The organism is Paenibacillus sp. NPDC056933 (assembly GCF_042674385.1).
Lineage (GTDB): Bacteria > Bacillota > Bacilli > Paenibacillales > Paenibacillaceae > Paenibacillus.
Genome location: NZ_JBHUQN010000001.1, coordinates 962,291 through 975,878 on the forward strand (window position 1 = coordinate 962,291; position 13,588 = coordinate 975,878).

Consider the following 13,588-nt stretch of genomic DNA (forward strand, 5'->3'; position numbering starts at 1 on the left):
TATTAGGAGTGAATGTGAATGAATCTGGCTAACAAAATCACCTTAGCGAGAATGGCATTGATTCCATTGTTTATGTTGTGCTTCATTCGCTTTCCGGCGTGGATGCAGGAATCGAGTGACTTTTTGCGTTTTTTGGATCAACATGGTGTGGTGATTGGGGTTATTATTTTTGTGCTGGCAGCAGGTACGGATAAGCTGGATGGGTATGTGGCGAGAAAATATAATCAAATCACCAATCTGGGAAAATTGCTTGATCCATTGGCAGATAAACTATTGATTTCGGTTGCGTTGATTATGATGGTCCAAGAGGATTTGATCGGATCATGGATAGCTGTGATCATTATTGGACGTGAGATTGTCATTACAGCGCTGCGCATGATTGCTAGTGAACAGGGAATTGCCCTGGCTGCTGATCGATATGGCAAGATCAAAATGGTGCTGCAGGTGGCAGCCATCATTGCAGTGTTACTGAATAATGCTTTGTTCAGTTTGCTGACGGATGTGCGGGTTGATGTGATTTTATTGTGGCTGGCGGCAGGAGTTACGCTGTTATCGGGATTGAACTATATTGTGGTGAACTATAAGTTGCTTCAGCCAGGAAGATAGGCAGAGCCAATCGGATAATGCCTTGACAATCCAAATGTTACCCTGCATTCAACATGCAGGGCTTGTTTGTCGTTGCTTCTGATCAAAAAAGTGTGGGGCCTCGTTGCAGTTCCTTGTATACTTAGGGTATCTGAATGTACATACAATGAATCGGAAAACGGGCACTATGGTGCTGATTCAGGAGGATATCATGCAACAGGAACATACAACTGGTCTTCACGGAGACTGGCTTCAATTTATGATTTTAACCACCAAGCTGGAACTGCCACCCTTGCCAGCGGATACAATGGACCGTCCAAGGCTTAGTTCGCAATGCAAAGAATTGTTCCAATCCAAAGTCACGTTGTTGACTGCTCCGGCTGGCTCAGGGAAATCCACACTTTTAGGCAGCTGGGTGAGAAGTGAAGCAGTACATGCGGCCTGTGTCTGCCTGGATGATAAAGATCAGGATCCGCTTCAGTTTTGGCTCTACATTATTCATGCACTGGATCGAGTGAGAGAGGGGCTCTGCGGAGATGTCCTACCACACTTTTTGCAACGATATCCGATAGATCCAAGGTCAGCACTAATATTATTGCTGAACCGCGTTGCCCAGACCAATCAACATGCACTGCTCATTCTGGATGACTATCATGCAGTAACGCACCCTGAAATTCATGAGCAGATGCAATACTTTATCGAAAACCTGCCCCTGCCCATTCATCTGGTACTGTCAAGTCGAACCTATCCTCCGTTCAAGCTAGAGAAGTTGCGTCTTAGTGGCGAATTGAAGCAATTTACGCTTCAGGAACTGGCGTTTACGGCAGAGGAGGGCATTGAATTTTGCCAGGAAATCATGCAGTTGGATATTACCGGGGGTGACGCGCGTGGTTGGGTACAGCAGACTGAAGGCTGGGCTGCCGGATTGAAGCTGCTTGCTTTATCTCATGCATTGGGTGCACACTCGTTGGTCAGCCCAATACATGAGATATCGTCTTCTTTGTCTCGTGAAGATCAGGGACAGGCGGGCGAAGGGTCGATTTCGGATTATTTGCTTGAAGAGGTGTTTCAGCGTCAGTCACCGGAAATGCAACAATTTCTGCTCCGAACGGCAATTACGAGAAGGATGAACAGCGGGTTATGCCAAGTATTGAGTGATATGGAGGAAGCTCCGCAATTGTTAAGACAGCTGGAGAAGGAACATCTCTTCCTTGTTCCGCTTGATCGGGAGGCGAACTGGTATCGTTATCATCATTTGTTCTCCGCATTTTTAAAGCGTGAACTGGCTCGTTCTGGCATAGCACAGGTGGATGAATTACATGCCCTTGCCGCACATTGGTATAAGCAGCAAGGATACCCGGCCGAAGCACTGGATCATTATATTCTCGGACAGCACATGCAGGATGCAGCCATACTGCTGGAAGAGCTGTTTGCCCACTTTATTATGGGGGAGTGGTGGACGCTTCGCCGATACTTCGATGTTCTGCCACTGGAAATTGTGAAGGCACGTCCAAAATTATATATGTCCTACCTGTTCCTTGTTGCGCGCGAAATGCCATATGGACAGATGGTGAAGCAGCTTGATGAATTGGAACACGTCATCCGGGTGCATCTTCAAGGGCAGCTTGAACCTGAGATTATCGGGTATTTGTTGCAAGTCATCTGTGTGATGCGAGCCTACATGGCCTATCAGAACAGAGATTTGGAGGGGCTGGCTCATTACTTGGTGTCCTATATCGATCAGGGATATCCCGATGATATTGCCTTTCAATATATGGACTATGACCGAAGAGAGAGCATGCGCCTACGTAGTTTTCATGGCGTTAATGGCTACCTGAGGCGTGGGGAAGCTTGCTTCGCAACCATCATGGACCGTTGGTATGATGAACATGCCTATGTGACGTCCTACTATGGTGTCGGATATGGTGAAATTTTAATGGAACAGGATCGGTTATCAGAAGCGGTATGTTATGCGGACCGAGCACTTGAGGTGGCTTTGCAGATCAAAGTAGCTGCGCTGCTCGTTCCTGCGTATGTACTCAAGGCCAGACTGGAATTCGCACTGGGCAGGCCTGAGGAAGGCATGAAGCTGCTTCGGCAAGTCACGGGTGTATTATCTGTGAAGGATATGGATTACTGGCAGCCAGCACTGGAAGCTCATCAACACCGAATTTTACTTGAAATGAATCCCGTGGAATTGGCCCGGACCATTCTTGCTAAGCCTGTTGGCGAAAGCAGTATGGCCGCTGAAACCAGCTGTGATCAGACATTCCATTCCATGGTCCGTATACGTGCGATGATCGTCCTTGAACAGTACGCTCTTGCGCGAGAGGAACTAAGACGTATCCGTAAACAGGCTGAAGAACGAGACTGGCTGACTGAACAGATAGAGTGTGCCTTGCTGGAGTCAATCATGCTGCAAAAGGAAGGATTCATAGATGCTAGCGTAGCCGCGTTATCCCGTGCTCTGGTGTTGGGGGGATCGGAAGGATATATCCGTTCATTCGTTGCTGAAGGTGAGCAAATGAAGCGGTTGCTGCAGAAATATCTGTATTTAGGTCGTACGAAGGCAATACAGGATCATGGTGTAAAAATGGCGTATGTGAAGCAGTTGTTATCGGCATTCGCGAGAGATAAACGGACAAAAGGCTTCTCACCTGTAGGGAAGGCAAACCTTGATACAAAAGAAGTGGGGCTTAGCCCCATGGAGCAAAAAATATTCGGTTATATAGCTGAGGGGCTGACCAGCAAACAGATTGCTGCCGAGTTTGGTATCTCACCCGGAACCGTAAATACCCACATCCGCCGAGTGTTCGCGAAGCTGGGTGCGAATAGTCGTACGCATGCTGTACAAATTGCTGAGCAGCGGGGATTGTTATGATGAGGTGAAACCATGTCTACTCTTTTGTAGACTGTTTTCGAATGAAGGTCTCTCCTACAATAAAGGTAATCAAATAACTCTTGCGGTCTTTGATGACGTAAGGGTTATATCCATGTGGGAGGTAACGTTAAGAGATGTCAACACGTGTATCCAATCCAAAAGTTTGTTCTAAAAATAGGCACCGTAAGGTCTCGCCTTATTTGGCAGCCCTTCTGTCATTATCAGTCATTGCGGTTCCCGGAACAGTGAGTGCAGCGACCAATGCAGTAAGCATTGGTGACTTGCAGCAGGCAGCACCGTGGGCCAGGCAAGCCATTGAAAAGGTTGCTGAACAACAGATGATTCTGGCGGATGCAGCAGGTAATTTTAACCCAAGTGCAACGTTAACAAGAGGGGACCTTGCGTACACATTGGCACAATTATTGGAACTGAAGGGGCTGACATCAGATCCGCTTCCAGATCTGTTATTCAAAGACATTGAAAGTTCCGCTGAGAATGGCGCGTATATTAATACTCTCAAATTGGCCGGAATCATGAACGGTTATCCAGATGGTACATTTCGTCCAGGCGGTTTGGTGACAAGGGAAGAGCTGGCAACCACGATCATTCGGGCGCTGAAAGTTAAGGGATATGATGAAGCGTTACATCCAACCAGAGTGTTGTCATTTAAGGATACGTCCAACATTAGTGCTTGGGCTTTGCCAAGTGTACAACAGGCCGTTGAGTTGGGGATTTTGAAAGGGGAAAATGGAAACTTTGCTCCGAAGCGCTCCACTTCCAGACAGGAAATGGCCGTGATTGCATTACGCACAACCGAGCTTATTCAAGCGCTTGAAGAAGCTGCAAGTCAGGCGGGAGCCAATCCGGAATCCAATTCTAATGAGCCAGGAAAGGTAACTGAGGTGCAGGGCACGACTTCAGGCGGCAATGATGCAAAGAACGACGCAGGAAACACAAACAGTAATTCTGGGGTAACGCCAGGGAATGGAAATGGAAGCATGGGTGGAGGAAGTGGATCCACGCCTACCAATCCAACGAACCCAACGAACCCAACGAACCCAACGAACCCAACCAATCCTTCCAACCCAGGTACGGGGAACAGGGCTCCGGTGGTGATTAGTAGCGGTTTGCCAGATCAGGAACTTACATTGGATCACGCCTCACCCGATTGGCAGGCCTCCTCTTATTTTAGTGATCCCGATGGGGATGAATTGCAGTTCAGTGTCGTAGCAGGAGATGAAACCATCGTTTTCTCCACTGTGGATGGCCAAGTGATTCGACTTGTGCCACAGGCTGCTGGAGAAACATTGCTAACGATCAAAGCGACCGATGATCAGGGGGCAAGTGTCACGGCACAACTCAAGGTTAAGGTGCAGGTCAATACGATAAGCCGCCAATTCCCTGATCCGCATCTGGCTGGAGCCGTTGCTTATTGGTTGCAAAAGGATGTGGATGATCCGCTAACCAAAGATGAATTGGTAGAAGCTCTTATACAGACGAATGGTGGACTGTATGCAAGGAATGCAGGCATTTCCGATCTGACAGGAGTCGAAATATTCAAAGGGTTGAATGTTACCGAAATAGACCTGTCCGGAAACGAAATAAGCAAGGCGGATGCCTCTGGATTCGATCATTTGAAATGGCTGGATTTATCCGGTAACCAACTGTCGGAAATCAATGTTTCCGGACTGGATCAGCTGGAGTATCTGAATCTCGCGAATAATCGACTTGCTTTACTGGACGTGGGCGGATTACTTTCCTTACAACAACTTGGTGTGAACAATAATGAGCTTGGTCATTTACCTACTGGAGTTGCTGCGCTGTCTGATTTGCAATCCTTGGATGTGAGTGGCAATGTCATACCCCTGAGAGAAGAGCCTGACTTCACTTTACATCAGACATTGCTACAGCAGTTGTCCATGTATGATTTTGATGATGCTGCCCCTGAACTGGTGGAGGCACCAGCGGGGAATACAGTTTATGTTGGCGAAGAAGAGACCGAGATCGACCTGGCATACATGTTTGAAGATGAAGATGACGAGAGTTCTACACTGGTTCTCACTGCGGATTCAGCAGATCCACAACTGGCTGAAGTCAGGATGGAAGGACAGAAGTTATACGTTAAAGCTCTGGGATTGAGTGAGACCCCGATTCGGATTTACGTGCAGGCAAGAGACATATTGGGCAAAATGGATTCAGGATATGTAGAAGTCATGCTCAAGATGAGAGAAGAATTGCTTTGAAATAACGTAATTGAATAAATAGTGCATTGAATAAATAGTATGTTGAACGCATCTCCCAAGGAGGTGCGTTGTATTATTTTATATGGAATATTATATGGAATAAGATCATGTTAAAATATGCAAGAAACGAATGCGGCTGCGAATGACAACGTCATACGATGATCAAGTAGAAAGAAGGAAATACGCTATGTTATCGATTCATAAAGCGGAGTATCAACACAAATCAACATTGCGCAATCTGATGGAATTATACAAATATGATTTTACTCAATATGACCCGGAGGACGTCAATGAAAACGGGTTATACGAATATGTGTACCTGGAACATTATTGGACAGAAACGGGCAGACATCCTTTTTTATTCCGGGTTGAAGGACAACTGGCTGGATTCGCACTGATTCGTGAAATTGGGAGTGAACAGGGAACAAGTATATATCAAATGGCAGAATTTTTTGTAATGAAAAAATACAGAAAGCTCGGAATGGGTGCGCAAGCCGCCATTCAATTGTTCAACCTTTTCCCCGGGGCATGGAAAGTGGCGGAGATGGAGACGAACGTGCCTGCTCAGGCTTTCTGGCGTAAGGTTATTGCACGTTATACCCATAATAAATACCAAGAGGTTAGAGAGCCAGGTTGGGACGGACCCATTCAAATATTTACCACGGAGTAATGACGAGAAGGGAGAGAAAAGGATGTCCCAAATAAACATCAATCCAAGTACTTCAGAGGATTCAGAATATGTTCGCCAGCAACTCATTTCTTTTAATGCAGCTCATGTGAGCGAGGAATTAAGGCATCGTTACGAAGAATTGAATTTCAACATCAAAAATGAGGCCGGCGAGATTGTTGCAGGTGTGCTCAGTACACTTTGCTGGAACTGGTTGGAGGTTGACATTCTTTGGGTTGATGCAGGTCAGCGGCAACAGGGTTACGGTTCCCAATTGCTACGTGAGGTTGAACGCATTGCTCGCGATAAATCCTGTGATTTCATCCAACTGAACACATTCTCGTATCAGGCACCGGATTTTTACAAGAAGCATGGCTACCAATTGATCGCAACGATTGAGAATGCACCGACAGGACACAGCCATTATTATTTTAAGAAGAACCTAACTTAAGACAGCATATGTGAAATAGGAGAAAAATCAGGAGGATTATCATGGTTACCATTAAACCAATCGAACTTGAAGATTTACCGGCGTTAAGCCAGTTATACAACGAATTGATGGGTAGACCGACCAATGAAGAGCAGATGCAGAAGATGTTCCACTATATTCAGCAAAATGGACACTACCATGTTCTTGGTGCATTTTATAACGGGGAACTGACCGGATCGGTTATGGGCATTGAATGTATGGATCTGGCTGGTCAGTGCAATCCCTTCATGGTTGTGGAGAATGTGATTGTATCCGATCAGGTACGCAGGCAAGGAATCGGTCAGAAGCTTATGCTTCGGATTGAGCATATTGCGAGAGATCTTGGATGTGAATACATGATTCTGGTGTCTGGCGATCAGCGCAAGGAGGCTCATATGTTCTATGAAAAGCTGGGCTTTAAGGATGAAAAGGTTCAGGGGTACCGGAAGCATTTTAATTGACAAATTTCTCCGTTTTCGTGACGGAGAATAGGGAGTGTGATTAGGAAACACGTCGACGTGGGTGTTCTGGGGCGGTCGATCAGGGTAAGTAGACACGTAAAATGGAAAACAAAAAGAGAGCTGCCAGCTCTCTTTTTGTATTTATTCCTTATTTTGTTCTTTGGAACCAGATGAGGATGATCGGATATATTGCGGTGGATGAACATCGTCAATCATTAAAATGCCGTCATACTGATCGCGTGGAACAAAACTCTCAGGGATCATGCCCCAGCTGTATGCAAATCGTGGTTCGAACATCCAGGAGTTGCCTGTTTCCCTGCTCTGATATCGAAGGTCCAGGAAGCTGTAAGGCGTATTCGTAGCGGACATAATGGCCTCAACGGAACCGGGCTCTGCTGGCTCAACGGCATGAACTCCGCCGGCATTATCAGCCGTTTGGCCGCTGGATGCATACAATCCAAGAACATAACTGGATTTCTTCATTTCCTCCGAAAGCATCTCACCCATTAAAGTTACTGGATAAGGTGAGCCCATTACTTCACTGTGTGCTTTACGTATATGATCGTTATGTCCCCATACGATGAACTTTTCGTTTGGATATACTTCGGTAGCGAGCCACATGAGATTGTCATGCATCGCCTGATCGCGCCACGCCATTGAATCAAAAAACGTCTCATATTTGCCTTCATTCATTTCAGCCATTGAGCGTATCGAAAGAGCGACATATTCCCTCGCTACACGAATTCGATCATTGAGGCTTCGCTCCAGCAGCATGGAAAGTTTCGGTTGATTCGGATATTCTTTTTGCAGATAAGTCTGGTTCGCTTCGGATTTCAGGGATTGAAGGACATCCTTGTATACCTTGATGATTCCATTTTTTTCAGCGTGGTAGGCTTTCAGATCCGTTCCGGCGGAGAATTCGGATAGCTTTTGTTCCGTTTGTTCGAGACGCTTGGCGAGCTTTTTATCCTTCAGCCAGTTACCGTCCAACAACGGGAATTGCAGCTGCATATCGAAACCGGTCAGGATGAGAGGCTGTTCGGTTTGTGCGTTTGTTTTGAGATAATCGAACAAGGGCGTGATTTCCTTGGACCACCAGACGCCGAAGATGGAGTTTTTCATCGTTTGTTCCGGACTTTGCTGTCCTATCATGGCATTAGCCAGGGATGTATTGGAGAGACCGCTTTCGAAGGCAAGAACGTTATATCCCATTTCCTGATGCAAAAACTGTATCAACCGGGTCTTCGCCAGATTAAATTCGGCAACCCCATGGGAGCTTTCACCCAGAAATACAATTCGCTTGTCATGCAGCAGTGGCTTCAGCATATTCAGATCCGAAAAGGAATCTCGCTCCTGACCTGTCTTCACAGGTTGGATGCTGTCCAGTCGATACGCATGATCTTTAGCCCATTCGTTCCACTCCACAATTTTCTCATCCGACGTTTTCGCAGATTGCACTTGGGTTACCTGACCCTGTATGGTTTCCATGGCGGATGATGTTGCAGCACCTGCATGCCCTGTTGGATAGAGTGAACTCGCTAGTATGGTTGTAGTCAGTGCAAGTACAGCACCCGTTTTTCTTTTCCTGAAATAAATCAAAATAATGCCTCCTTCATCATGTACGTGATTATAAATGATTTCGTATTGGAACCATCCGGCTTATGTCTGCTCTTCGTCCCAGAACAGGTCATTCAGTGTTCTTGAGAGTGCCTTGCATATGGCAATACATAAGCTGAGGGACGGGTTATACTTTCCCAGTTCTATTAGACCAATGGTTTGCCTCGATACACCAACGATCCGTGCCAGATCGTCCTGCGATAGATCCTTTTCTACCCGGGCGACTTTTAATCGTATATTTTTCATGCCTATTCACCCTTGTATCCTTTCTAAGAATCCCACTGATCTTTACGAGCGGCTTTTTGACTCTCCTTATTTGCGAAGTGATGAACTATGACATTGAATCCCGCAAAGAACGGAATATAAAGCAGCAGTGAAGTAATAAATACGAGGAAGAAAAACCACCACTTCTCATGCGCAGTCTCGGCAAACAAAACGGAACTTCTTATGCCCAGGAACAAGGCCATTGAAATACCGATAATTAGGCCCGTAATGATGTTGCGCAGGCTATAAGAAATTTTGCTCGTCTGGTCATGGACTTCAACTTCATCCGAATAAATGCCCAGCATGACGGAACGAACTCCGAAATAGATGCTTCCTGCGAGAAGGATGATCACTTCCGTCAGCATGGAGTAAGTTTCCCAACTGAGAAAGCTTTTGATCATGATGGAGATGCCGCAGATGCACATGATTAAAGTGTAAGCTTCCTTGTACACCTTGTTTTTCAGATTGACGATACGCTCATCCAGATTGCCATTTTTTTTGAACCATTTCATGAGTGACCTCTCCTTTATAAAGATTTGTGTACATGTGGGAAATATTTCTTATGCCCTTCATGATAATATTATTTGAGTCTTTTTGAAATATATATATGTCATTTTGTTTGGTATAAAATACAATACGATAAAATTAAACTAAAATAGATGTTGTCAATTTGTAATTTATATTGCAACTTTTTTAAAACTTATTTTGTGTAAGAATACACAAATAGAAAAGAGCTTGTATCACTTAGATACAAGCTCTTTTTGTACTAAAGTCCCCCTTTATTGAATTAACCCTGTGTGATCGATCTTATGTGATGTTGGTATGAGATGTTTTAGATTCAATCGTATAAATTCATTAGGTATGAGAAGTTTGTTTCTAAGTATGTTTTTCAACGGTGAAAACACCGCTTATGATCTTAAATAGAAAACAATGCCTGAAATATGAGAGAGCCGATAACCCTATTACGCGGTTATCGGCTCTCTGTCTGTACGGCCAACTCTTTGACATGCGTTTATCAGCACACTCTCGGTTAATTCACTTGTTGCGGGTACTTCTTGATCAAGTCCACGCCCTCGTAAGCCAGACTTTCCACACATGCATCCTTCTGCCGGATGTAATAATCAAAAAAGTTCTTCGTATAGTCTGTAACAAGATTTCGCATCTCCATCGCATCCCGTTCGCCTCTGAGTTCCTCATTAACACTGGTAAACACGATGTCGCAGTAATCTAAATGCGCAACACGATCAACAGAGAAATAATAGGTTTCCCTGCTATTGTTAGCGCCAATTATCGCATTCATGTTGTAGTTGGGTTCACGAAACAGCAGCAGGAAGGGCTTCTTAAGGTCGCTGCCCAGAAGACCGAACGCACCGCTGTCCAAGCCAATCCCGCAGGCGAACCGATCGTCGTCCCGGCAAACCATCGCCGTTGTAAGCCCTCCATAAGAATGTCCGACGATGCCCATGCCGGTGTCAAGGAGCAATCTGCCTTTAAAAATGGTATTCAGCTCTCCAGCGTCCAGTTTGTACAGATAATCAGCTACATACCGTACATCTTCTGCCTGTAACTCACTATACTCTGTTACCTTGGCAAGTACCGGGAGTGTAAGCACGTTACGGTTCATCTCAACGGCAGTTTCATCGTCAGGCCGCATCTCCATCTTACCAACCAGCGCCTGCATCTCCGGATCTTCAGCCAACGCCATTATGGCATCCGAAAAACCGTTTGATACATTAAACAGGCGCCCATCTTTACGCTTATACATCGTGCTATTCGGATGGCCGATGCTTACCACAACATATCCCAGGCTTGCCAAGTCTGTACAGATCACTGTACCCCATTCCGGAGAACCGCCCCCGCCGCAAACATAGAATAAGACCGGATAGCGCTTTTCTTTCCCGGAGAGAGCAAGGTCGTCGTAACACCGGGTCTTGATATCTATAGAGAAAACATCCCCTGTAAGATACCCGGTGACGAGTGGCTGATCCTTTAACATCTCGTAGACCTCAGGAAACATATACGTTGATGTAGCCTTACCTTCGCTGCTGTCGGACGGATAGTACACGAACGCCGTCAGTTCTCTTTTGGAGTGATCTGATGCCGTGTACTCCAAATCCATCTGGGTCCGGCCGACAGTATAGCTGCCAATTGGTTCTGGAAATACGTCATACGTTTTCATTGTCCTGTTCCCCCTTAATTAATAAAAGTGGCGAATGTGAAATACATACATTGCGCTATAAGCGCTTTTCAAAACTGTGAAACGATTACATCCTATCTTCAGTGAATCATATCTACTCCTTGGCTTTCTTGAGATCGCTAACCATTTCAGAATACTTATGATCTTCAAGCAGCCCATGACCCATAAAGTCAGCAAAGTATTTGCTGATCTTATGTTGCAACTTAGAGTCCTTAATATCGAATTCCCTAAAAAACATGACTAAATTAAACTGCATTGACTCAAACATAAAAGAAATCAGGTCGTCGTCAATATCAGGTCGGAGATATCCATCAACCCTCATTCGGCGTAACATGTCCTTGATTAAGGGGGATGACTCGCCCTTTAGCACATTCAGATATACTTTAAGTAAAACGTTCTCAGGAATGTATAAAAATGTTTCAGTGAGTTTGATTTCCAGCTCATTCAATGGCTCGGTCACCATGCCGTTAACTTTACCAAATAAGCCAGTAAGGAAAAACCGGTAAAGGGAATCTTCATTACTGTTATTAAAATACGACGCTCTTTTCTGGGTCACATTACGTACTAACAGACAATAAAGGTCATCTTTGTCTTCAAAATATCGATAAAATGTTCCGGGGTGCATGGACAAACGATCCAAAACCATCTTCATAGTTATGTCCTCGTAAAGATGATCAACAAAAAGATGCATAGCGCTATTAGATATTTCCTCGCGCCTTGCTTCATCTAAACGAAAGAAAGAATTTTTGGGCATAGAATACTCCTTTCTTTGAAGTGTGAACTCATTCACACTATACCGATAATTCATTCACATGTAAAGTTGTACTGAAATATTAATAACATTATAAAAAATTAAAACCATTGCATAGAACATTATCCTTTCACTTAGGATTTGATTTCCTGCCCATATGGCATGATTTCTGGTAAAATATACAAAGCGTTTTGATGAGACAGGAGGTTTTACAGATCATGAGAATAGTGGATAACATTAAAGTCTGGGGGGAGCCGCTGGAGAATGCAGTAAGTCAGGCGGTGACTTGCTCGCAGCATGGTGACGTACTGGGCGTGGCTCTAATGGCAGACCATCACAAAGGGTACTCACAGCCCATCGGGGGCGTAGTCGCCTACCGGAACATGATCAGCCCGTCAGGGGTCGGTTATGATATTGCCTGCGGTAACAAGGCTGTTCGCACCAACCTGATGTGGGACGATATCCGGGACCGGATTGCTGTTATTATGGATGACATTAACTCAACCATATCCTTCGGCGTAGGACGCAACAACCCAACACCTGTGGAGCATGAACTGTTTGAGGATGCCAGCTGGAAGCTGTTTGATTCCATCGAGCCTGGATTACAGCACAAGCTGAAGACACTTGCACGCAACCAACTTGGGACGGTGGGCAGCGGCAATCATTTTGTGGATATTTTTGTGGAAGAGGCGACGGGTAAAGTGTGGATTGCGAACCACTTTGGCAGCCGCGGCTTCGGCCACAAGGTTGCGAGTGGTTTTCTGAATTTGGCTGCTGGACGCAAGTTCAGTGGCAAAGCCCCGGGAGAATCGATGGATCAACCGCCGACATTGTTTGACCTCAAGAGTGAAATGGGTGATATGTATTGGGACGGGATGACCCTGGCCGGCCGATACGCGTATGCAGGACGCGATTATGTCATTGATCAGGTCCTTGAAATTCTCGGAGCGAGCGCAGAGTACGCGGTTCATAATCATCATAACTTTGCCTGGAAAGAAAAGCATATGGGTGAAGATGTGGTGGTGGTCCGTAAAGGAGCAACGCCGCTGTCACCGGGCCAGCTTGGTTTTGTGGGAGGCAGCATGGGAGATATCTCGGTAATTGTGGAGGGTGTCCACAGCGAGGAGAATACCGAGTCTTTCCGCAGCACCGTACATGGTGCAGGGCGCACGATGAGCCGAACCCAGGCGGCTGGCAAAATGAATTACAAGCTGCGTACACGCATGGGCGGCGAGATTAGCGAAGAACAGATGCAAGCGGCAATCCGTGCCTATGGTGTGGAGCTTCGGGGAGCAGGAACGGATGAAAGTCCATTTGTGTACAAAAAGCTGCAGGACGTGCTGAATGCGCATGCTCTTACCTTGAAAATCAACCATATCCTTCGCCCCGTAGGTGTCGCGATGGCCGGAGGCAATGAATTCGACCCGTATAAGGACTAATTGAAAAGAAGGTG

Annotated in this window: 12 protein-coding genes; 7 read left to right on the top strand and 5 right to left on the bottom strand. The window is 45.7% G+C overall.

What is annotated here, in order from left to right:
• The first annotated feature begins 18 nt into the window (after positions 1–18).
• From pgsA to ACFTRD_RS04480, 6 genes are all read left to right on the top strand, one after another.
• On the top strand, positions 19–606 hold the full coding sequence (gene pgsA, locus ACFTRD_RS04455) for a CDP-diacylglycerol--glycerol-3-phosphate 3-phosphatidyltransferase (RefSeq protein WP_379377921.1): 588 nt from the start codon (positions 19–21) through the stop codon (positions 604–606).
• A gap of 190 nt (positions 607–796) precedes the next feature.
• Complete coding sequence (locus ACFTRD_RS04460; RefSeq protein ID WP_379377922.1) at positions 797–3,466, top strand: winged helix-turn-helix domain-containing protein; 2,670 nt, start codon at positions 797–799, stop codon at positions 3,464–3,466.
• A gap of 134 nt (positions 3,467–3,600) precedes the next feature.
• The gene (locus ACFTRD_RS04465) at positions 3,601–5,709 is read left to right on the top strand and encodes an S-layer homology domain-containing protein (protein ID WP_379377923.1); all 2,109 of its coding nucleotides are present in this window, start codon (positions 3,601–3,603) and stop codon (positions 5,707–5,709) included.
• Between the two features lie 187 nt (positions 5,710–5,896).
• Entirely contained in the window at positions 5,897–6,379 is a 483-nt protein-coding gene (locus tag ACFTRD_RS04470) for a GNAT family N-acetyltransferase (RefSeq protein WP_379377924.1), read from the top strand.
• Positions 6,380–6,401: 22 nt separating this feature from the next.
• Entirely contained in the window at positions 6,402–6,827 is a 426-nt protein-coding gene (locus ACFTRD_RS04475) for a GNAT family N-acetyltransferase (protein WP_379377925.1), read from the top strand.
• Between the two features lie 41 nt (positions 6,828–6,868).
• A complete protein-coding gene (locus tag ACFTRD_RS04480; RefSeq protein WP_379377926.1) occupies positions 6,869–7,306 on the top strand; it encodes a GNAT family N-acetyltransferase in 438 nt (145 codons plus the stop codon).
• A 141-nt stretch (positions 7,307–7,447) separates the two neighbouring features.
• Here ACFTRD_RS04480 and ACFTRD_RS04485 read toward each other — a convergent pair whose 3' ends face one another.
• The 5 genes from ACFTRD_RS04485 to ACFTRD_RS04505 all read right to left on the bottom strand — a co-directional run bounded on the left by ACFTRD_RS04485 (position 7,448) and on the right by ACFTRD_RS04505 (position 12,138).
• Entirely contained in the window at positions 7,448–8,905 is a 1,458-nt protein-coding gene (locus ACFTRD_RS04485) for an erythromycin esterase family protein (RefSeq protein ID WP_379377927.1), read from the bottom strand.
• A gap of 60 nt (positions 8,906–8,965) precedes the next feature.
• Positions 8,966–9,169: a helix-turn-helix transcriptional regulator gene (locus ACFTRD_RS04490; RefSeq protein WP_175399435.1), complete on the bottom strand. Its 204-nt coding sequence runs from the start codon at positions 9,167–9,169 to the stop codon at positions 8,966–8,968.
• Positions 9,170–9,192: 23 nt separating this feature from the next.
• Positions 9,193–9,699, bottom strand: a complete 507-nt coding sequence (locus tag ACFTRD_RS04495; RefSeq protein ID WP_379377928.1) for a DUF6773 family protein — start codon at positions 9,697–9,699, stop codon at positions 9,193–9,195.
• A gap of 518 nt (positions 9,700–10,217) precedes the next feature.
• Positions 10,218–11,366, bottom strand: a complete 1,149-nt coding sequence (locus tag ACFTRD_RS04500; protein ID WP_379377929.1) for an alpha/beta hydrolase — start codon at positions 11,364–11,366, stop codon at positions 10,218–10,220.
• Positions 11,367–11,478: 112 nt separating this feature from the next.
• Positions 11,479–12,138, bottom strand: coding sequence for a TetR/AcrR family transcriptional regulator (locus ACFTRD_RS04505; RefSeq protein WP_379377930.1), 660 nt, complete (start codon positions 12,136–12,138; stop codon positions 11,479–11,481).
• 215 nt (positions 12,139–12,353) lie between these two features.
• Here ACFTRD_RS04505 and ACFTRD_RS04510 point away from each other — a divergent pair, with 215 nt between their 5' ends.
• Positions 12,354–13,574, top strand: a complete 1,221-nt coding sequence (locus ACFTRD_RS04510) for an RtcB family protein (protein WP_379377931.1) — start codon at positions 12,354–12,356, stop codon at positions 13,572–13,574.
• The last annotated feature ends 14 nt before the right edge of the window (positions 13,575–13,588 follow it).